17 protein-coding genes are annotated in these 21543 nt (G+C 42.4%); all 17 read left to right on the forward strand.

Annotation, left to right across the window (positions count from 1 at the left end):
* Positions 1–313 precede the first annotated feature (313 nt).
* The 17 genes from glgB to LPB220_RS04295 all read left to right on the forward strand — a co-directional run bounded on the left by glgB (position 314) and on the right by LPB220_RS04295 (position 21503).
* Positions 314–2221: a 1,4-alpha-glucan branching protein GlgB gene (glgB, locus tag LPB220_RS04215; RefSeq protein WP_150905739.1), complete on the forward strand. Its 1908-nt coding sequence runs from the start codon at positions 314–316 to the stop codon at positions 2219–2221.
* 50 nt (positions 2222–2271) lie between these two features.
* On the forward strand, positions 2272–3414 hold the full coding sequence (locus tag LPB220_RS04220) for a glucose-1-phosphate adenylyltransferase (RefSeq protein WP_150905741.1): 1143 nt from the start codon (positions 2272–2274) through the stop codon (positions 3412–3414).
* Positions 3404–4540 carry a glucose-1-phosphate adenylyltransferase subunit GlgD gene (glgD, locus tag LPB220_RS04225; RefSeq protein ID WP_150905743.1) on the forward strand — a complete coding sequence of 379 codons (1137 nt, stop codon included), beginning with the start codon at positions 3404–3406 and terminating at the stop codon, positions 4538–4540. The genes LPB220_RS04220 and glgD overlap by 11 nt, the downstream gene beginning before the upstream one ends.
* The gene (gene glgA, locus LPB220_RS04230; RefSeq protein WP_024054716.1) at positions 4540–5967 is read left to right on the forward strand and encodes a glycogen synthase GlgA; all 1428 of its coding nucleotides are present in this window, start codon (positions 4540–4542) and stop codon (positions 5965–5967) included. Before glgD ends, glgA begins: the two co-directional genes overlap by 1 nt.
* A 233-nt stretch (positions 5968–6200) precedes the next feature.
* The gene (locus LPB220_RS04235) at positions 6201–12155 is read left to right on the forward strand and encodes a ZmpA/ZmpB/ZmpC family metallo-endopeptidase (protein ID WP_150905745.1); all 5955 of its coding nucleotides are present in this window, start codon (positions 6201–6203) and stop codon (positions 12153–12155) included.
* A gap of 228 nt (positions 12156–12383) precedes the next feature.
* Entirely contained in the window at positions 12384–12584 is a 201-nt protein-coding gene (locus LPB220_RS04240; RefSeq protein ID WP_003006433.1) for a F0F1 ATP synthase subunit C, read from the forward strand.
* Between the two features lie 33 nt (positions 12585–12617).
* Positions 12618–13331, forward strand: a complete 714-nt coding sequence (gene atpB / locus LPB220_RS04245; RefSeq protein WP_118397048.1) for a F0F1 ATP synthase subunit A — start codon at positions 12618–12620, stop codon at positions 13329–13331.
* Between the two features lie 19 nt (positions 13332–13350).
* Complete coding sequence (atpF, locus tag LPB220_RS04250; protein WP_118397051.1) at positions 13351–13845, forward strand: F0F1 ATP synthase subunit B; 495 nt, start codon at positions 13351–13353, stop codon at positions 13843–13845.
* A complete protein-coding gene (locus LPB220_RS04255; RefSeq protein ID WP_118397054.1) occupies positions 13845–14381 on the forward strand; it encodes a F0F1 ATP synthase subunit delta in 537 nt (178 codons plus the stop codon). The genes atpF and LPB220_RS04255 overlap by 1 nt, the downstream gene beginning before the upstream one ends.
* 15 nt (positions 14382–14396) lie before the next feature.
* A complete protein-coding gene (atpA, locus tag LPB220_RS04260) occupies positions 14397–15902 on the forward strand; it encodes a F0F1 ATP synthase subunit alpha (RefSeq protein WP_150905747.1) in 1506 nt (501 codons plus the stop codon).
* Positions 15903–15917: 15 nt separating this feature from the next.
* On the forward strand, positions 15918–16799 hold the full coding sequence (locus LPB220_RS04265) for a F0F1 ATP synthase subunit gamma (RefSeq protein ID WP_014713090.1): 882 nt from the start codon (positions 15918–15920) through the stop codon (positions 16797–16799).
* An 85-nt stretch (positions 16800–16884) separates the two neighbouring features.
* Entirely contained in the window at positions 16885–18291 is a 1407-nt protein-coding gene (gene atpD / locus LPB220_RS04270; protein ID WP_013903321.1) for a F0F1 ATP synthase subunit beta, read from the forward strand.
* A 13-nt stretch (positions 18292–18304) separates the two neighbouring features.
* Positions 18305–18724 carry a F0F1 ATP synthase subunit epsilon gene (locus LPB220_RS04275; RefSeq protein ID WP_003002471.1) on the forward strand — a complete coding sequence of 140 codons (420 nt, stop codon included), beginning with the start codon at positions 18305–18307 and terminating at the stop codon, positions 18722–18724.
* A 98-nt stretch (positions 18725–18822) separates the two neighbouring features.
* Positions 18823–19053: a DUF1146 family protein gene (locus LPB220_RS04280; protein ID WP_013903322.1), complete on the forward strand. Its 231-nt coding sequence runs from the start codon at positions 18823–18825 to the stop codon at positions 19051–19053.
* A 66-nt stretch (positions 19054–19119) separates the two neighbouring features.
* Positions 19120–20403, forward strand: a complete 1284-nt coding sequence (gene murA, locus LPB220_RS04285; protein WP_150905750.1) for a UDP-N-acetylglucosamine 1-carboxyvinyltransferase — start codon at positions 19120–19122, stop codon at positions 20401–20403.
* Positions 20393–20581 (forward strand): DNA-directed RNA polymerase subunit beta, encoded by a 189-nt coding sequence (locus LPB220_RS04290; RefSeq protein ID WP_049486327.1) that lies wholly within the window; start codon positions 20393–20395, stop codon positions 20579–20581. The genes murA and LPB220_RS04290 overlap by 11 nt, the downstream gene beginning before the upstream one ends.
* Before the next feature lie 82 nt (positions 20582–20663).
* Positions 20664–21503 (forward strand): DNA/RNA non-specific endonuclease, encoded by an 840-nt coding sequence (locus LPB220_RS04295; protein ID WP_150905754.1) that lies wholly within the window; start codon positions 20664–20666, stop codon positions 21501–21503.
* The last annotated feature ends 40 nt before the right edge of the window (positions 21504–21543 follow it).

Consider the following 21543-nt stretch of genomic DNA (forward strand, 5'->3'; position numbering starts at 1 on the left):
AAGACAAATCTGTCTTAGTCTTTTTTTACATTGTTCATAAAAATGTTCATTTTATTCGTAATAAACTAGTTAGTAATAAAAATAGTGATTTAAATGTTCGGTTTTTGTTTGATTTTCCTCGTATATATAGTATAATCGTAAGTAAGATAAGGAGGATGACCAAGGAAGGATCGAAAAGGTTCGGGAAAGAAAATGGAAAAACTTTTCCTGATAATTTTACATGATTTTACAGGAATCAACTTGAAAATTAAGTGATTTTATAGTAGAATAATACCAAATAGAAAACGCTTTCAAAAAGTAAAGAGGTGAGTATATGGATAGAAGCACAGACTTATGGACATTTGGAAGAGGGGATAATTTCCATCTTCAAGAGTACTTAGGAGCTCACAAGGAAACAAAGGGAGAACAAGAAGGCTTTACCTTCCGTGTTTGGGCTCCCAATGCTCAGGCGGTGGATCTGATTGGTGATTTCACTGATTGGGAAGCTCGTAAAATTCCAATGGTTCGTAATGAAGGAGGCGTCTGGGAAGTCTTCTGTTCCGATGCAAAAGAGGGAGATATATACAAGTATTTGGTGACTCGACAAAATGGTCATCAGGTGCAAAAAATCGATCCTCTAGCATTATGGATGGAAAAGAGACCCAATACAGGATCTATTATTAAGACCATTCCAGAGAAAAACTGGAAAGATGGTCTCTGGAGAGCACGCCGCAAAAAACTTGGTTTTAAGGAACGACCTGTTAATATTTATGAGGTTCACGCAGGATCGTGGAAACGTAATGAGGATCACAGTTCCTATACCTTCAAACAACTAAAAGAAGAATTGATTCCATATTTGGTGGAGATGAACTACACCCACGTGGAATTTATGCCAGTGATGGCCCATCCATTGGGCTTGAGTTGGGGCTATCAGCTTATGGGCTATTTTGCACTCGAGCAGACTTATGGTAGCCCAGAAGAGTTTCAAGACTTCGTGGAAGAATGCCACCTCAACAATATCGGAGTGATCGTGGATTGGGTACCAGGACATTTCATTATCAATGATGATGCCTTGGCTTATTATGATGGAACACCAACCTTTGAATACCAGGATGAACATCGTGCTCATAACTACGGATGGGGAGCCTTGAACTTCGATTTAGGGAAGAATCAAGTCCAGTCATTCTTGATTTCTAGTTTGAAGTTTTGGATTGATACCTATCATTTAGATGGGATTCGGGTCGATGCTGTGAGCAATATGCTCTATCTTGACTACGATAGCGGTCCATGGACACCAAATATTGATGGTGGAAACCTCAACTACGAAGGCGTTCATTTCCTTAGACGGTTGAATGCGATTATCAAGAACGAACACCCAGATGTCATGATGATTGCAGAAGAAAGTTCTGCTGGTCAAAAGATCACGGGTCCTGAAGAAGAAGGTGGACTTGGCTTTGACTATAAATGGAATATGGGGTGGATGAATGATATCCTTCGATTCTACGAAGAAGATCCCATCTACCGGAAATTTGACTTTAACCTGGTAACCTTTAGTTTCATGTATGCATTTTCTGAAAACTTCTTACTACCATTTTCACATGATGAAGTGGTGCATGGTAAGAAGAGTTTGATGCATAAGATGTGGGGAGATCGTTACAATCAATTTGCTGGACTCCGTAACCTCTTGACCTATCAGATTTGCCATCCAGGTAAGAAATTACTCTTTATGGGTTCAGAATTTGGTCAATTTTTGGAATGGAAGTCAGAAGAGCAATTGGAATGGGGCAATCTAGAGGATGAAATGAATGCTAAGATGCGTCGTTTCACTTCTCAGCTCAATCATTTCTACAAAGAACACAAGGAATTGTGGGAGATTGATGATAGCTTTGATGGCTTAGAGATTATTGATGCAGATAACCGGGATCAGAGCGTCTTGTCTATGATCCGGAAAAATCGTAAGGGTGATCTTTTGGTGTGCGTCTTTAATATGGCACCAGTAGAACGCAAGGACTTTACGATTGGTGTGCCTATATCAGCGGTCTATGAAGAAATTTGGAATACAGAATTAGAAGAATGGGGAGGTGTCTGGAAAGAGCACAATCCGACAGTTCAGTCTCAAGATGGACTGTGGAAGGATTATGAACAAACTTTGACCTTTACTTTGCCGGCTTTAGGAGCTAGCATTTGGAAGGTGAAACGGAAGGTTCGCAAAACGAAATCTAAAACATCAGATAAAAAATGATGATCGGTTGACTCTAAGGGAGTCCAAGCTTTAAAAAGAGGAAGTAGTCAATGAAGAATGAAATGCTCGCTTTAATTCTTGCCGGTGGGCAAGGAACACGTCTTGGAAAATTAACCAAAAACATCGCGAAACCTGCGGTTCAATTTGGTGGGCGCTATCGGATTATCGATTTTGCTCTCTCAAACTGTGTCAACTCAGGAATTCACAATGTTGGTGTGATTACACAGTATCAACCACTTGCCATTAACAGCCATATTGGGAATGGTTCCAGCTGGGGTTTAGATGGAATCAATACGGGTGTGTCTATTCTCCAACCTTATTCAGCTAGTGAAGGAAATCGTTGGTTTGAAGGAACTAGCCATGCCATCCTCCAAAACATCGACTATATCGACAGCATCAATCCTGAATATGTCTTGATTCTTTCTGGTGACCATATCTACAAGATGGACTATGATGACATGCTTCAAGCGCACAAGGATAATAACGCAAGTTTGACCGTTGCAGTCCTAGATGTACCTTTGAAGGAAGCAAGCCGTTTTGGAATCATGAATACAGATGCCAATAATCGGATTGTCGAATTTGAAGAAAAACCAGCTGAACCAAAATCAACTAAGGCTTCCATGGGGATTTACATCTTTGACTGGGCTCGTCTGCGCAATATGTTGGTTGCTGCTGAAAAGAGTGATATCGATATGTCAGACTTCGGTAAAAATGTCATTCCAACGTATCTAGAATCAGGCGAAAGTGTTTATGCTTATGAATTCAATGGTTATTGGAAAGACGTTGGTACGATTGAGTCTCTTTGGGAAGCCAATATGGAATATATCGATCCAAATAATGCCTTGGATAGTCGCGATCGTCACTGGAAAATCTATTCACGCAACCTTATTTCACCACCAAACTTCTTTGGAGAACATGGCCACGTCGAAGATTCTCTTGTCGTCGACGGTTGTTCGGTAGACGGTACAGTCAAACACTCCATCTTATCAACAGAAGCTCAAGTTCGTGAAGGAGCAGTTGTCGAAGATGCTGTCGTGATGAGCAATGCCATTATCGGTAAAGGAGCTGTCGTGAAACGCGCGATTATCGGAGAAGGCGCAGTCATTGCAGAAGGTGTCGTGATTGATGGAACAGAGGAAGTACAAGTTGTCGGTTACAATGAAAAAGTGGGGGTAGCAACAGATGAAGATTGATAAATATTCAGCCATTTTAGGAAATACAGTTGGGTATCATGATATGTCCACTTTGACCAGCCATCGTCCGGTAGCATCCCTACCGTTTGATGGGAAATACCGCTTAATCGACTTCCCATTGTCTAGTCTTGCAAATGCTGGTATTCGTAGTGTTTTTGGGATTTTCCAACAAGAAAATATTAGTTCGGTCTTTGACCATATTCGTTCAGGTCGTGAGTGGGGCTTGTCTACTTTATTGAGCCACTATTACCTCGGAATCTATAATACTCCAGTTGAAAATACAACGGTAGGACCAGAATACTACCAACAATTATTAACCTATTTGAAACGGTCTGGTTCTAATCAAACAGTTGCTTTGAACTGTGATGTATTAATGAATATTGACCTCAATCAGATTTTCCACCTTCATAATACCATTGATCGTCCGATTACAGTGGTTTATAAAAAGTTGCATCTGCAAAACATTTCTGAAGTGAATGCTGTCTTGGAAATTGATGAAACAGACCATGTTACAGAGCAAAAACTTTTTGATGGTCAGAATCCTGATGAAGTCTACAATATGTCAACAGATGTCTTTATTGTAGATACTCCTTGGTTGATTGAAAAAATTGAAGAAGAAGCCAAGAAAGAATACCCACAAAAATTGCGCTATATCTTGCGTGATTTGGCGGTGGAATACAATGCTTTTGCCTTTGAATATACAGGTTACTTAGCCAATATTCATTCAGTTGAATCATACTACCATGCAAACTTGGATATGTTGGAAAACCAAAAATTCATGAAGCTCTTTTCACCAAACCAAAAGGTGTATACGAAAGTGAAGAATGAAGAACCAACGTATTATTCCAAGACTTCACATATTAAAACGTCTCAATTTGCTTCGGGTAGTATTGTAGAAGGAACCGTTGAACGTTCCATTGTTTCACGTCGGGTACGCCTTTATGAAGGTTCAGAAGTACGCAGTAGCCTTCTCTTCCCTGGTGTAGTGGTTCGTGAAAATGCAATCGTTGAACATGCTATCCTGGATAAGGGGGTCGAAGTGGCTGCTGGCGTGACGATTCGTGGTACAGAGGAAACACCTGTCGTGGTTAAAAAAGGAACGATTGTTACAGAGGATATTGTCTAATGAAACTATTATTTGTTGCAGCTGAAGGAGCACCGTTTTCTAAAACAGGTGGTTTGGGAGACGTTATTGGCGCTCTTCCTAAATCCTTAGCGAAAAGTGGTCATGATGTGCGCGTGATCCTCCCTTACTATGATATGGTAGAGGCTAAGTTTGGAGATCAAATCGAAGATGTCTTGCATTTTGAGACCAAGGTTGGCTGGAGAAGTCAATATGTTGGTGTGAAACGCATTGTGCGCGATGGAGTCACCTTTTACTTTATTGATAACCAACATTATTTCTTTAGGGGCCATGTGTATGGTGACTTCGATGATGGCGAACGCTTTGCCTTCTTCCAGCTCGCGGCCTTAGAAACGATGGAACGGGTTGATTTCATTCCAGATGTTCTTCATGCCCATGATTACCATACAGCGATGATTCCTTTCTTGCTGAAGGAAAAATACCGTTGGATTCAAGCTTATCATGGAATTAAGACAGTGTTGACCATCCATAATTTGGAATTCCAAGGTCAGTTCGACCCAGGAATGTTGTGGGATCTTTTCGGAGTTGGATTTGAACGCTATGCAGATGGAACACTTCGATGGAATGATTGCCTGAACTGGATGAAAGCCGGTATTCTATATGCTGACCGTGTAACAACCGTTTCTCCTAGCTATGCGCATGAGATTATGACTGCTGAATATGGTTGTGGCTTGGATCAGATCCTTCGAATGGAGTCTGGCAAGGTGACCGGAATTGTTAACGGGATTGATGCGGATCTGTATAATCCTGAAACGGATCCACTCTTGACTCATCACTTCAGTCTCTCAGATCTTTCAGGTAAAGCAGCCAGCAAACGAGCTCTTCAAGAACGTGTTGGTCTATCTGTTCGCGATGATGTTCCTTTGTTTGGGATCGTCTCTCGTTTGACACGTCAAAAAGGTTTTGATGTGGTGGTAGAAGAGTTGCATCAACTCTTGCAAAAGGATATTCAGATTGTTTTGCTGGGGACAGGAGACCCTGGATTTGAAAATGCCTTTGCTTGGTTTGGTCAAGCCTACCCAGATAAACTTTCAGCGAATATCACATTTGATGTCCAATTGGCCCAAGAAATCTATGCAGCGTCGGATGTCTTCTTGATGCCAAGCCGCTTTGAACCATGTGGCCTTTCTCAAATGATGGCCATGCGTTATGGAACCCTTCCTCTGGTGCATGAAGTCGGCGGACTTCGAGATACAGTCCAACCGTATAATGCTGTTGATGGAAGTGGAACAGGCTTTAGCTTCAATAATTTATCTGGCTATTGGTTTAACTGGGCAGTTGATGAAGCCTTGGCTGTCTACTACAATGACAAACAGGCTTGGTATGGTCTGCAAGAGCAAGCTATGACGCGTGACTTCTCATGGGATACGGCTAGTCAACGATACAATGATTTGTACCAATCCTTATAAATAGATCTATAATACAAACGCCTTTCGAGGCGTTTTTTGTGTTGCTTTCTTCCTATAAAGAAAACGGTTTATTTTTTTGAGTTTTAGAGCTTGCTAAAATAGAAGAAAAAAGATAAGATAGGTAAAGGTAAAAAATCCCGGGAAGGTTCTTATTTCTGGAAAGGATCCCATCCTCTCTAAAAATAATCAGGTCCTTGCTCGAGGGTTAAATATTACTATATAGGAATTTTAGGATGAAAAAAGCGAAACAAACGTTTGAAAAAATGACCAAATATTCGATTCGAAAATTATCTGTCGGTGTTGGTCCGGTAGCCATTGGAGCCTTTTTATTAGGAGGAAGCCTGTTAGGGGCTCGTCCTGTCCAAGCAGATCAGGTGACCCTCCCTACTCATGTGCACTTAGGATATGTGACAGAAGAAGAGCTAACTGCTGAAGAAAAAGAACAGGTGATTCATGCAATCCCTGAAGAGTATCAAAATGAAGATACTTTCTATCTCGTCTATAAGAAGAAGGAAGCAATTCAGTCGGTTCTTCCTCAAACAGGAAGTCAGGAAGTCGCCCTATTTGGCCTAAGTCTAGCCACTGCTTCCTTTGCGGTCCTCTTACTCTCTAAAAAGCACCGGAAGAAGGTCATGGGCGTCCTTTTGATTGGAGCCATGGGACAAAGTCTTCTACTTCCAGTTGAAGTCGCAGCCCTACAAAATCAAGTTTTGCGCGCCTATAATCAGGATCTTGCGATCGCATCGAGCAAAGATCTTGCAAATGGCGTGATTCAAATTGACGGCTATGACTATATTGGTTATCTGCGTTACCCGTCAGTCCAAAAGACGAGCTTACAAGAGCCAAAGGCTATGCAGGAAACGAAACCTTCTGTAGAAGGAACGATCAAAACAAGTATAGGTATTCCACAAGTGGAAGCACAAGCGCGTGTGACCCCAGAAGTCGCTCCAGCCTTTCCTCAAGTTGAAAAACCAAGCCTGGAAGTCTCTACTGAGCCTGTGCCATTTGAAACTGTCAAACAAGCTGATCCTACATTACCTAAAGGGCAAACCAAGGTGCTGACTGCTGGTCAAAATGGGGAGCGGACTATATTGACGGAAGTCAGTGTGGTAGAGGGACAGGAAGTTCGTAGAGTAGTTGAAAGTAAGGTCACCAAAGAACCAGTTTCACAAATTCTTGCTGTTGGGACAAAAGAAGATGCCCAACCAACCCCTCAACCCAGCCCTTCTCCAGTTGTAACAGCAAAGGGGACGCAGGAAGAAGGTCATGTCGGTGAAGCTATTGTTCAACCGGAGAACCCAGCCTATACAGGTGTGGTGGAAGCCAAAGGAACACAAGAAGAAGGTCATGTCGGCGAAGCTCCTGTTCAACCGGAGAACCCAGCCTATACAGGTGTGGTGGAAGCTAAGGGAACACAGGAAGAAAGCCATGTCGGCGAAGCCCCTGTTCAACCGGAGAACCCAGAATATACCAGTGTAGTAGAAGCTAAGGGGACACAGGAAGAAGGCCATGTCGGCGAAGCTCCAATTCAACCGGAGAATCCAGCCTATACAGGTGTGGTGGAAGCAAAAGGGACACAGGAAGAAGGCCATGTCGGTGAAGCTCCTGTTCAACCGGAGAACCCAACCTATCAAGTAACGGAAGGGACGGTAACAGAGACAGAAACGGTAATCCTTCCATATGAAACAGAGTATGTAACGGATGCCAATCGTTACACAGATGAAGAAAGCCTTCTTCAGAAAGGCGAGGCTGGTAGCCAGGAGATTCGTCGTGTTTATAAGACGGTCAATGGTGAGAAGATTGGCGAACCCGTGAGCACGACAACTGAAACAGTAAAAGCTCCTGTGACAGAAAAAATTAGTCGTGGGACTAAGGCGATTGAAGGCCAAACAGAGGATGTTTCGTATGAGGAAATTCCATTTAAGACGGTAACCGAACAAGATGCCACCTTGCTAAAAGGATCCGAAAGGGTTTCTCAAGTCGGTAAAAATGGGAAGAAGAAAATCACCAAGGTTTACAAGACCATTAAGGGAGTTAAGACAACGGATGCTCCTACAATTTCCGAAGAAGTGGTAGAACAAGCGCAAGATCAGATCATTCAAAAAGGGACTAAAGAACTTGAAAAGCCAACCTTAACCTTGACCAACATTGATCAGGAAGAGTTGAAGCGCAGTGCCAAAGCTACTTATCATTTGGATAAACCAGACGGTGTGACCATCAAGTCCATCCAGGCTGTATTGAAGAAGGGTGATCAAGTGGTGAAAACCCTGACCCTTTCAGAGACGGACTTAGCAGCTGCTTTAGCGGACTTGGACTACTACAAGGATTATACGCTTGCAACGACCATGGTCTATGACCGTGGAAATGGGGATGAAGAAGAAGTTCTCAAGGAAGAACCACTGAGAATTGATCTTAAAAAAGTTGAAATCAAAAACATCAAGGAAACCAGTCTGATTAGCGTGGATGACCAAGGTCTTGAGACCGATAGCAGCCTCTTGTCTGAAACACCATCAGATGTGAAGCCTTACTACTTAAAGGTCACTACCCATGATAATAAGGTTACAAAACTAGCCGTTGATAAAATTGAAGAAGTGACGGTAGATGGCGCGACCCTATACAAAGTAACAGCTAAAGCTCCTGATCTCATCCAACGGACTGCGGACAACCAGTTCAGTGAGGACTATGTCTACTATATTGCGAAACCCAAAGCACATGAAGGTGATGTCTACTACAATTTTAACGAACTTGTAAAAGCTATGCAAGCCAATCCGACTGGCACCTTTAAGCTTGGTAGCAATATGAATGCGGCTAATGTCCAGCCAGCAGGGAAATCCTATGTGACCAATGCCTTCAAGGGAATTTTGGAAAGTACGGATGGGAATACATTTGCCATCCATAATATTACAAGACCATTATTTGGAAACATCGAAGGTGGCTCGGTTAAGAATCTCTTGCTTGAAAATGTCAATATTGACCTACCTGGGACAGATCGAGTAGCCCCAATCGCAGGTGTCATCAAAAACAATGCAACTGTCGAGAACGTTAAAGTAACAGGAAGTGTTGTCGGGAACAATGACGTAGCAGGAATCGTCAATAAAATTGATGGCAGTGGGAAGGTCAGTAATGTCGCCTTTATCGGTAAACTGCACGCTGCTGGGAACAAAGGTGGCTATCTAGCGAGTGTTGTTGGTGAGAACTGGAAAGGTGTCGTTGAAAAAGCTTACGTTGATGCTGAAATCACTGGTAATAAAGCCAAAGCTGCAGGTCTCGTTTATTCCTCTCAAAATGGTGGAAATAACCACACAGTAGGTAAAGAAGGGGTTCTCAGAAACTCCGTTGCTAAAGGTTCGATTGAACTAAAAGAAGCTGTTCAGTCTGGTGGATTACTAGGGACCAACTGGGCCTTGGGGACTATTGAAGACAACATCACCATGATGAAAGTCAAAACTGGTGAGATGGTCTTTGGTCACTCAGATATTGACGCAGATGATTATTTCACCTATTCAAGAACCAAGCGCAATTACAGTGTGGAAGGCGTGAGTGAAGGTAAGAAAACCTATAACAACTCTCGTAAAATCCCCAGCATTTCCCTTGCAGAAGCTGAGCAGAAAATTGAAGCAATGGGGATTACTGCTGATAAATTTGAAAGCACGAAACCTGTTGAAGATAAACTCAATAACCTTGTTAACAAAGACGATCAATACAAGGCAATTGATGGCTACGACGCCGCTCGCGAACTTGCTTACCGCAATATTGCTAAATTGCAACCATTCTACAATAAAGAGTGGCTTGTCGACCAGGGGAATAAATTAGCTGCAACTAGTCCTCTCTTGACCAAGGAAATCTTGTCTGTGACCGCTATGAAGGGCAATGATTTTGTCACGGAACTAGCGGATGCGGATCATATCCTGATCCATTATGCAGATAAGACAAAAGATATCTTTAGCATTACACCGAAAGACTCCAAAGTTAAACAAGTCAAAGAGTACAGTGTAGCAGAGCTTGGTGAAGTGGTCTACACGCCGAATATGGTGGACAAGGACCGGAGCGATCTCATTGGTGCCATTGTAGAGAAATTAAGCCCTGTAGAATTGCAATCGGATCCAATCTACACACATCTTGGTCGAACAGGTCCTAACAAAGTCAATGCTATTAAGAACCTCTATCTGGAAGAATCCTTCAAAGAGGTGAAAGATAATCTGACTCACTTTGTGAAACAGTTGGTTGAAAATGAGGACCATCAATTAAACACAGATGAGGCTGCTAAACGTGCCCTTATCAAGAAAGTTGATGACAACGAGGCGGCCGTTCTTTTAGGGCTTTCTTACCTCAATCGCTATTACGGAGTGAAGTTCGATGATGTCAATCTTAAGCAGCTCATGTTGTTCAAGCCAGACTTCTATGGGAAGAATGTTGATGTCTTAGACCGTTTGATTGAAATTGGTTCAAAAGAAGACTACATCAAAGGAACTCGTACCCATGATGCCTTCCGAGAAGTCGTTGCGAAGTCTACTCTTTCTAGCAACCTAAATGACTTCCTGAAGTACAATATGGACCTCTTTACAACTGATACAGACTTGAATGATTGGTTCATCAAAGCAACCAAAGACAATGTCTATATTGTAGAGCCAAAAACAAGGACTCCTGAATTTGCCGATAAGAAACATCGAGCTTACGAAGGATTAAATAATGACGTGCACGGTAAAATGATCTTGCCACTCTTGAATCTTAAAGATGCGCACATGTTCTTGATTTCAACATACAATACCTTGGCCTATAGTTCCTTCGAGAAATACGGTAAAAACACTGAGGCAGAACGAAATGCCTTCAAGGCGGAAATTGATAAAGTAGCAAAAGCCCAACAGGACTACTTGGATTTCTGGTCGCGATTAGCAGCTGATAATGTTCGCAACCAGCTCCTAAAGAGCAATAATATGGTGCCGACCCCTGTCCTTGATAATCAAAACTATAAAGGCATTAGTACAGACCGTTATGGCCATACGAATAGTGGAAAAGATGTCGCTCCAATTCGTGAATTATATGGACCAACCGATCGTTACCATGCGACTGATTGGCGCATGGGAGCAACTGCTCGCGTCTATGGAAATCCTTATAAAGATGATTCTGTCTTCTTCATGGTGACGGATATGATTAGTGATTTTGGAGTATCTGCCTTTACGCACGAAACGACGCACGTCAATGACCGAATGGTTTATTTAGGAGGTTGGAGACACCGTGAAGGAACAGATCTTGAGGCATTTGCTCAAGGAATGCTCCAAACACCATCAGTATCGAATCCAAATGGGGAATACAAAGCCTTAGGTCTCAACATGGCCTATGAACGTCCTAACGATGGCAACCAATGGTACAATACCAATCCAAACGATCTTCAATCACGTGATGAGATTGATCGCTACATGAAAGGGTATAACGATACGCTCATGCTTCTAGATTACCTAGAAGGAGAAGCTGTATTGGACAAACATAGTAAGGACTTAAACAATGCTTGGTTCAAGAAGGTTGATAAACAATACCGAGGAGCTAATACCAAGAATCAATTCGATAAGGTACGTCCTTTGAGTGATGAGGAAAAAGCCATCGCCTTGCATACGGTAGATGACCTCATTACTAACAACTTTATGACCAACCGTGGTCCAGGAAATGGAGTCTATAATCCATCAGACTTTGGTTCAGCCTATGTGACCGTGCCGATGATGTCAGTTATCTATGGTGGGAACACCAGTGAAGGGGCTCCTGGAGCTATGTCCTTCAAACACAACACCTTCAGAATTTGGGGTTACTATGGCTATGAAAAAGGCTTCCTAGGCTATGCTTCAAACAAGTATAAACAAGAATCCAAACAAGCAGGCCATGCGACTCTAGGGGATGATTACATCATTCAAAAGATTTCTGATGGAAGATTCAGTACCCTTGAAGATTGGAAGAAAGCTTACTTCAATGAAGTTGTGACCAGTGCCAAGAATGGAATTCAGGCTATTGACATCGATGGTAAAACCTACACTAGCTATGAAGACCTGAAACGTGCATTTGCTGAAGCGGTTGATAAAGATAAGGCTACTCTAAGTAACGGTTCTGTCAAATTTGACAATACGGTTGCACTGAAAGAAAAAATCTTTAAGAAATTGCTGCAACAAACTGATAGTTTTAAAACGTCTATCTTTAAATAATTGAATTCTCTCATCTGCTGAGCAGGTGAGAGTTTTTTAGAAGAAAAAATGAATAGAGGTGTACAAAGTGTCTAAAAATTAAAAGGAATCAATCGTAGATCGGAAAATTTATCATATTAAAAAAATAACGTAATTTAACAAAAACGCTTTCTTTTCTAGGAAATATTTGACTATTATATCTTTTAGGAGTAAACTAAGGAGGTAAAATATATAAAAGGAGAATTCATCATGAATTTAACATTTTTAGGTCTTTGTTTAGCCTGCTTTGGTGTATCACTGGCAGAAGGTTTGATGATGAGCAGTTTATTGAAATCTGCGTCTCGTCAACCAGAAATTATCGGTCAATTGCGTAGCCTCTTGATTCTTGGTGTTGCCTTTGTCGAAGGTACTTTCTTCGTTACTTTGGTCATGGCCTTTATTATCAAATAGACGCTTCTGTTTTAGAAAAGGAGGTGTCAAACCTTGGAAGAAAGTATCAATCCAACGATCACTCTTGGACCTGTAACTTTTAATTTGACCCTACTTGCTATGACCTTGATTGCTGTTTTGGTGGTTTTTGGCTTTATTTATTGGGCCAGCCGTAAAATGACGATCCGACCAAAGGGCAAACAAAATGTGCTGGAATACGCATATGACTTTGTCGTAGGTTTCACCAAAGGAAATATTGGGGAACATTATATAAAGGACTATTCCTTGTTCTTGTTTGTTCTTTTCCTATTCCTTTTAGTGGCCAATAACATTGGATTGATGGCTAAAATCGAAACGACCAATGGTTACAATTTGTGGACATCACCAACCGCTAACCTGGGTTATGACTTTGCCTTTTCATTTTTGATCACCTTAATCGCCCATGTAGAAGGAATTCGCCGACGTGGTGTGAAGGAATATTTGAAGGCTTTTGTGACACCTGGATTTATGACCCCCATGAATATTTTGGAAGAATTAACGAACTTTGCCTCCTTGGCCCTTCGGATCTTCGGAAATATCTTTGCGGGTGAGGTACTAGCAAGCTTGCTTGTGACTTTGTCGCATCAAGCTGTTTATTGGTATCCATTTGCCTTTATTGGAAGCATGGCGTGGACAGCGTTTTCGATTTTCATTTCATGTATCCAAGCCTATGTGTTTACCATGTTGTCATCAATCTATATTGGTAAGAAAATTAATGGCGAAGAGTAAGTAGAGGAGGAGTAGAAGAATGCATGTATCAATGAGTGAAATTATTGGTAACTTTATTCTCATTGCTGGTTCCTTCCTATTATTAATCTTTTTAATAAAGAAATTTGCATGGAACAATATCAATGGAATTTTAGAAGCGCGTGCCAAAAAGATTACAGATGATATTGATGGAGCAGAATCAGCTCGTCAAAAAGCTGAGGAACTAGCAAATAAACGTGAAGAAGAGTTGGCAGGTAGCCGCAAAGAAGCAGCGTCTATCGTCGAAAATGCAAAGGAAACTGCAGAAAAGAACAAATCTCAGATCCTTTCAGAAGCCACTCAAGAAGCAGTACGTTTGAAAGAAAAAGCGCAACAAGAAATTGCGCATAACAAAGAAGAAGCATTGAACAGTATCAAAGGCGATGTGGCAGATCTCACTGTCAATCTTGCCAGCAAATTGTTGAGCCAACAGCTGGATGCTGAAGGTCAACGCCAACTGATCGATCGCTATCTTGATGAATTAGGAGAAGCCTAATGGACAAAAAGCAACTGATGGTGATTGAGAAATATACCCAGCCTTTTGTTCAATTGGTCTTTGAAAAAGGAGAACAAGACCTGGTCTTTGAAAAATTAACCCAAATCAAGGGTATTTTTGAGGAAACGGGACTTGCTAACTTCTTAGCTCATATCGGTGTAGAGGATGAAGAGAAAGCAAAAAGTCTACGACTTTTTCAACCCTCAGATTCACAATTACTCGACCATTTGATTGAAGTGGTTATTCTCAATCATCGTGAAGCCTTATTTTATGACATTGTAACGATTTGTTTAGATCAGATCCAACGACTGAGTAATGCTTTTGTCGTGACGGTTACGACAGCTACAGCCTTGGATCCAGCTCAAGAGCAAAAATTGGTACCCATTATCGAAAGAAAATTTGGCATCCAGGTTCGCTCAATCCAACAAAAGATCGATCCAGATCTAATTGGTGGTTTTGTCGTGACAGCCAATCATAAAACATTGGATACCAGTCTCAAACACCAATTGCAAGTCATAAAATCTAAATTGAAATAGAAAGTGGTGTGAATTTTGGCGATTAACGCACAAGAAATCAGCGCTTTAATTAAGCAACAAATTGAAAATTTCAAGCCAAACTTTGACGTCACTGAGACAGGTGTTGTAACCTACATTGGTGACGGGATTGCCCGCGCTCATGGGCTTGAAAATGCCATGAGTGGTGAGTTGTTGATCTTTGAAAATGGCTCATACGGGATGGCCCAAAACTTAGAAACAACGGATGTCGGGATCATCATCTTGGGTGATTTCACGGATATTCGTGAAGGAGACTCTGTCCGTCGTACAGGTAAAATCATGGAAGTCCCTGCAGGAGATGCCTTGATTGGTCGTGTTGTCAACCCACTTGGACAACCAGTGGATGGTTTGGGTGAGATTGTGACAGATAAATTCCGTCCAGTTGAAACGCCAGCTCCTGGTGTTATGCAACGGAAATCTGTCTCAGAACCCCTACAAACTGGTTTGAAAGCCATTGATGCCCTTGTTCCAATCGGACGTGGTCAACGGGAATTGATTATCGGGGACCGTCAAACAGGGAAAACTTCGATTGCCATTGATACCATCTTGAACCAAAAGGGTCAAGATATGATCTGTATCTATGTGGCGATTGGTCAAAAAGAATCAACAGTTCGTACGCAAGTAGAAACTCTCCGTAAATACGGAGCTATGGATTATACGATTGTGGTAACTGCTTCGGCTTCTCAACCGTCTCCATTACTTTATTTGGCACCTTATGCTGGGGTTGCTATGGCAGAAGAGTTCATGTATAACGGTAAACATGTTTTGATCGTCTATGATGATTTGTCAAAACAAGCCGTAGCCTACCGTGAATTGTCCCTTCTTCTCCGTCGTCCACCAGGACGTGAAGCCTTCCCAGGGGATGTCTTCTATCTTCACAGCCGTTTGTTGGAACGTTCAGCTAAAGTTTCAGATGAATTGGGTGGGGGTTCTATTACAGCTCTTCCAATCATTGAAACCCAAGCAGGAGATATTTCCGCTTATATCGCAACTAACGTGATTTCGATCACAGACGGACAAATCTTCTTGCAAGATAGTTTGTTCAATGCCGGTATTCGTCCAGCCATTGATGCAGGTTCTTCTGTATCTCGGGTAGGTGGATCTGCTCAAATCAAGGCCATGAAGAAGGTTGCTGGTACCCTTCGTATCGACCTCGCTTCATACCGTGAGTTAGAAGCCTTCACGAAATTTGGTAGTGATTTGGATGCGGCCACTCAAGCTAAATTGAACCGTGGTCGCCGAACGGTTGAAGTATTGAAACAACCTGTTCATGAACCACTGACGGTTGAAAAACAAGTTGTGATCTTGTACGCCTTGACTCATGGTTTCTTAGATAGTGTTCCGGTAGATGACATTCTTCGTTTCCAAGAAGAGTTGTTTGATTACTTTGAAGCACATTATAATCAAATCTTTGAGACGATTCGTTCAACACATGATCTTCCAGCAGAAGAAGAACTGGATGCAGCCCTTACAGAATTTGTCAACCAGTCAAATTTCAAATAGAAATAGGAGTGGAAGATGGCAGTTTCATTAAATGATATAAAGAATAAAATTGCATCCACTAAAAATACCAGTCAAATTACCAATGCCATGCAGATGGTGTCTGCTGCTAAACTCGGGAAATCTGAGCAAGCAGCCAAGGATTTTCAGGTTTATGCTGCCAAGGTACGTAAGTTATTAACAGACTTGCTCCATGGACATGAAACAGAAAATGCCAAGTCCCATCCCATGTTGGTAAGTCGCCCGGTTAAAAAGACAGCTTATATTGTCATTACATCCGATCGTGGTTTGGTCGGGGGCTACAATGCCTCCATCCTTAAAACCATGATGGAAATGAAGGCAGAATACCATCCAACTGGAGATGACTTTGAAGTGATCTGTATTGGAAGCGTCGGTGCGGATTTCTTCCGCGCCCGTGGGATTCAGCCGGTTTATGAATTGCGTGGTTTGCCTGATCAGCCTAGCTTTAAGGAAGTTCGCAAGATCATTTCGAAAACAGTCCAAATGTATCAAGAAGGTTTGTTTGATGAGTTGTATGTCTGTTACAACCACCACGTCAACAGTTTGACGAGTCAAATGCGGGTGGAACAAATGCTTCCAATTATTGATTTGGACCCCAATGAAGCGGATGAGGACTATGCATTGAATCTAGAATTGGAATCTAGTCGAGATGCCATTTTGGATCAATTGCTCCCTCAATTTGCTGAAAGCATGATCTATGGTGCCATTATTGATGCTAAAACAGCTGAAAATGCTGCTGGGATGATGGCTATGCAAACTGCAACAGACAATGCCAAGAAAGTCATTGATGAATTAACGATTCAATACAACCGTGCTCGTCAAGCAGCGATTACACAAGAAATTACAGAAATCGTTGCGGGTGCTAGCGCCCTTGAATAGTTGTCGGATACAATTTTAAATACAAAAACAGATGCTCGAAAGAGAACTTTTGAGCAGTAGAAATTACTTAGAATAGGAGAATGACATGAGTTTAGGCAAAATTTCTCAGGTCGTAGGTCCCGTCGTAGACGTTGCCTTTTCTGTTGGAGATAAACTTCCTGAGATCAATAATGCGCTTGTAGTCTATAAAAATGACCAACAAAAATCAAAAGTCGTTCTTGAAGTAGCTTTGGAACTTGGTGATGGGGTCGTTCGAACCATCGCCATGGAATCAACCGATGGTTTAACACGTGGAATGGAAGTCTTGGACACAGGTCGTCCAATCTCTGTTCCTGTCGGAAAAGAAACCTTGGGACGTGTCTTCAATGTTCTTGGAGATACCATTGACTTGGATCAACCTTTTGCTGAGGATGCTCCTCGTGACTCCATCCACAAAAAAGCTCCATCCTTTGACGAGCTCTCTACTTCAGAAGAAATTCTTGAAACAGGGATCAAGGTCATTGACCTTTTAGCCCCTTATTTGAAAGGTGGGAAGGTCGGACTCTTCGGTGGTGCCGGAGTAGGGAAGACTGTCTTGATTCAAGAATTAATCCATAACATTGCCCAAGAACACGGTGGTATTTCTGTATTTACCGGTGTTGGGGAACGGACACGTGAAGGGAATGACCTTTACTGGGAAATGAAAGAATCTGGTGTTATTGAAAAAACAGCCATGGTCTTTGGACAAATGAATGAGCCACCTGGAGCACGGATGCGTGTTGCTTTGACTGGTTTGACCATTGCGGAATACTTCCGTGATGTCGAAGGTCAGGACGTTCTCTTGTTTATCGACAATATCTTCCGTTTCACCCAAGCCGGCTCTGAAGTATCAGCCCTTTTGGGACGGATGCCTTCAGCCGTTGGTTACCAACCTACTTTGGCAACTGAAATGGGGCAATTGCAAGAACGGATTACGTCAACCAAGAAAGGTTCTGTTACATCCATCCAAGCCATCTATGTGCCAGCCGATGACTACACAGACCCAGCGCCAGCAACCGCCTTTGCCCACTTGGATTCAACCACCAACTTGGAACGTAAATTGGTACAATTGGGGATCTACCCTGCGGTGGACCCATTGGCATCAAGCTCACGTGCCCTTTCTCCAGAAATCGTAGGAGAAGAACACTATGCAGTAGCTTCTGAGGTCAAACGCGTCCTTCAACGTTACCATGAATTGCAAGATATCATTGCGATCTTGGGGATGGATGAATTGTCTGACGAAGAAAAGACCTTGGTTGCTCGTGCTCGCCGGATCCAATTCTTCTTGTCACAAAACTTCAACGTTGCCGAACAATTTACCGGTCAACCTGGTTCATACGTACCTGTTGCAGAAACTGTTCGTGGTTTTAAAGAAATCTTGGACGGGAAATATGACCATCTTCCTGAAGATGCCTTCCGTGGTGTTGGATCGATCGAAGATGTGATTGCCAAAGCTGAAAAAATGGGATTCTAAGAAGAGGTGAAAGATGAGTCAAATGAACGTCCAAATCGTTACACCGGATGGACTGGTTTATGATCATCATGCCGCATTTGTATCTGTCAAGACAATTGATGGTGAATTAGGGATTTTACCTCATCATATCAATACCATTGCGGTTTTGGCTGTAGACCAAGTAAAGGTTCGTCGTGTCGACGATGACAAACATATTGATTGGATTGCAGTCAATGGGGGGATTATCGAAGTAGCAGATAATGTCATTACCATTGTTGCTGATTCTGCCGAACGTGCTCGAGATATCGACATTAGTCGTGCAGAACGTGCCAAACTGCGAGCTGAAAAAGCGATTGAAGAAGCCAAAGATCAGCATTCGGTTGATATGGAACGTCGTGCTAAAATTGCTCTTCAACGCGCCATTAACCGGATTAATGTCGGAAATCGTTTATAACATATTAAAAAATAAGGTAGAGGTCTTGTCCTCGCCTTATTTTTGTTGAGTGAGAATCAAAAGAAGAAAGTGAGAATCAAATATGGTATAATAGCTGTATGATCCAAATGATTTTTAACTTTTCAAGCCATTTATTGTTTATCTTTTTTGCCTATTACCTATTGTTGAACCTAGTTCAATGGGAAAAGTTTTTAAAAGTAAGTACTGAAAATGCTGTTAAAATCCGTTTTTTGATCTTGATGCTCAGCATTGGAATCGGCTATCTAGCCAGCTCATTTTTTATCAGCGTGTATGAGATGAGTCGGCAGATTTTTATTGGCCAATTCTAGCCACATTTTATCAAAAATATGGTATGATAGAAGTCGTGACTTTAAGAAATTGGAGAACAATCCCGTATGGAAAAAATAATCGTTAATGGTGGAAATAATCGACTAGTTGGAACTGTCAAAATCGAAGGAGCAAAAAACGCGGTCCTTCCGCTTCTTGCTGCAACAGTCCTTGCAAGTGAGGGCGTGACAACCTTAAAAAATGTCCCTGTTTTATCAGATGTCTTCACAATGAACAATGTCGTTCGTGGCTTGAATGCACAAGTGACCTTCAATGAAGAAGAAAATACGGTTGTCGTAGATGCGCAAGAAAAATTATCAGAGGAAGCACCTTATAAGTATGTGAGCAAGATGCGGGCCTCTATCGTTGTCTTGGGTCCTGTCTTGGCACGCAATGGCCATGCTAAAGTCTCCATGCCTGGAGGCTGTACGATCGGTAGTCGTCCGATAGACCTCCATCTCAAAGGTCTGGAAGCCATGGGGGCTGAAATTACACAAACGGCCGGTTATATCGAAGCGAAAGCAGACCGACTTCATGGAGCGCATATCTATATGGATTTCCCTTCTGTAGGTGCGACACAAAATATTATGATGGCCGCAACCTTGGCAGATGGAGTCACTGTAATTGAAAATGCAGCTCGAGAACCTGAAATTGTTGATCTAGCACTCTTACTTAATAAAATGGGTGCTAATGTCAAGGGGGCAGGAACAGAGACCTTAACCATCGTCGGAGTGGAGAGTTTGCATGGGGCGGACCACAATGTTGTGCAAGACCGTATCGAAGCTGGAACCTTTATGGTTGGGGCAGCCATGACTGGTGGAGATGTCTTGATCGAAGATGCTATTTGGGAACACAATCGTCCGCTGCTGTCTAAGATGCAGGAGATGGGCGTGACGGTCACCGAAGAAGAAAATGGGATTCGGATTCAATCCGATATCAGTAAACTTCGTCCAGTGACCGTTAAAACTCTTCCCTACCCAGGATTCCCAACTGATATGCAGGCTCAATTCACAGCCTTGATGGCCATGGCTAAGGGTGAGTCCACCATGATTGAAACGGTCTTTGAGAATCGCTTCCAGCATTTGGAAGAAATGCGTCGAATGGGCGTTCACTCAGATATTATGCGGGATACAGCTCGCATTGTAGGAGGCGAAAGCTTCCAGGGTGCAGAGGTCATGTCGACCGATTTACGTGCGAGTGCAACGCTTGTTTTGATGGGCTTAGTGGCAGAAGGAGAAACAAAGGTCAGCAAATTAAGTCACTTAGACCGTGGTTATTATCAATTCCATGAGAAATTGGTGGCACTAGGTGCAGACGTGAAACGTGTAGAGGAAGAAGACGATGAAAACTAATCTTCGCTATGTTGGAAAACAGCTAGGAATTGTCCTTCTGTTGGCTGTGATTGGCATTATCATTTTTGCAATTGGTTTGGTCATTGGCTATGGAGTGATTGGCGATGGAAAAAATCCATGGTCCATTCTCTCTCCGGATACCTGGTCAGAAATCATTGGGAAGCTAACAGGCAAATAAGATTTAAATAACATTGAGTAAAAAGGAGAGCAGCGAATCGAGTCAGTGACCCATCTAGCGCTGCTCTTTTTTGGAGAGAGGCATGACAAAACAAACAGTAACCAAACGAACCAAACAAACACTAGCTGGGTTTGTGGTGGCAACAGCCCTAGCAATCGGTGGTTATTATTTTAACCAACCGACGGTAAAAGAAGCGACAGATCAGGTTGTTTCCGTAGTGACCAGTAGCCAAAATGAAACACCGAGTAAGGAATTAGCCAGCTCGGTGCTAACGAAATCTGCCCGTTCGCAATTGGGAAATGAGTTGGAATGGAATGGTGCTGGTGCCTTTGTCGTTAAGGGGAATCGAACAGATCTGGATGCCAGTGTTGCTAGTCAACCTTATGCGGATAACAAGACTAAAGAAGTGAATGGAAAGACCCTACCGACAGTTGCCAATGCCCTCATGAGTAAGGCGACGCGGCAGTATAGAGATCGCGATGCAACAGGAAGTGGACTAACCGATTGGAAACCAGCAGGCTGGCATCAGGTCCACAATCTGTCTGGCGAGTATGACCATGCGGTAGATCGGGGCCACCTATTGGGCTATGCCTTGATCGGTAATCTCAAAGGGTTTGATGCTTCGACTAGTAATCCCAAAAATATCGCTGTACAAACGGCCTGGTCCAATCAAGCTAATGATCCTCATTCTACTGGTCAAAACTACTATGAGACCCTAGTCCGAAAGGCACTGGATAAGAACAAGCGGATCCGCTATCGGGTCACCTTGATCTACAATCAGCCGGAAGATCTGATTCCTTTAGGATCACAGATCGAAGCCAAATCGAGTGATGGAACCCTTGAGTTTAATGTTTTTGTTCCTAATGTTCAAAGTGGGATTAGCCTGGATTACCAGACAGGAAAAGTAACCGTTCATCAATAAGCTGGAAAGTGGATTTGCTTAAGCTTTTTTTAAGCATGAG

Origin of the sequence: Streptococcus sp. LPB0220 (assembly GCF_008727815.1) — a bacterium.
In the GTDB taxonomy this organism is placed as follows: domain Bacteria; phylum Bacillota; class Bacilli; order Lactobacillales; family Streptococcaceae; genus Streptococcus.

Coding starts and splice junctions, on each gene's coding strand:
- glgB (WP_150905739.1), top strand. CDS start 314: ATGGATAGAAGCACAGACTTATGGACATTTGGAAGAGGGGATAATTTC.
- LPB220_RS04220 (WP_150905741.1), top strand. CDS start 2,272: ATGAAGAATGAAATGCTCGCTTTAATTCTTGCCGGTGGGCAAGGAACA.
- glgD (WP_150905743.1), top strand. CDS start 3,404: ATGAAGATTGATAAATATTCAGCCATTTTAGGAAATACAGTTGGGTAT.
- glgA (WP_024054716.1), top strand. CDS start 4,540: ATGAAACTATTATTTGTTGCAGCTGAAGGAGCACCGTTTTCTAAAACA.
- LPB220_RS04235 (WP_150905745.1), top strand. CDS start 6,201: ATGAAAAAAGCGAAACAAACGTTTGAAAAAATGACCAAATATTCGATT.
- LPB220_RS04240 (WP_003006433.1), top strand. CDS start 12,384: ATGAATTTAACATTTTTAGGTCTTTGTTTAGCCTGCTTTGGTGTATCA.
- atpF (WP_118397051.1), top strand. CDS start 13,351: ATGCATGTATCAATGAGTGAAATTATTGGTAACTTTATTCTCATTGCT.
- LPB220_RS04255 (WP_118397054.1), top strand. CDS start 13,845: ATGGACAAAAAGCAACTGATGGTGATTGAGAAATATACCCAGCCTTTT.
- LPB220_RS04265 (WP_014713090.1), top strand. CDS start 15,918: ATGGCAGTTTCATTAAATGATATAAAGAATAAAATTGCATCCACTAAA.
- atpD (WP_013903321.1), top strand. CDS start 16,885: ATGAGTTTAGGCAAAATTTCTCAGGTCGTAGGTCCCGTCGTAGACGTT.
- LPB220_RS04275 (WP_003002471.1), top strand. CDS start 18,305: ATGAGTCAAATGAACGTCCAAATCGTTACACCGGATGGACTGGTTTAT.
- LPB220_RS04280 (WP_013903322.1), top strand. CDS start 18,823: ATGATCCAAATGATTTTTAACTTTTCAAGCCATTTATTGTTTATCTTT.
- murA (WP_150905750.1), top strand. CDS start 19,120: ATGGAAAAAATAATCGTTAATGGTGGAAATAATCGACTAGTTGGAACT.
- LPB220_RS04290 (WP_049486327.1), top strand. CDS start 20,393: ATGAAAACTAATCTTCGCTATGTTGGAAAACAGCTAGGAATTGTCCTT.
- LPB220_RS04295 (WP_150905754.1), top strand. CDS start 20,664: ATGACAAAACAAACAGTAACCAAACGAACCAAACAAACACTAGCTGGG.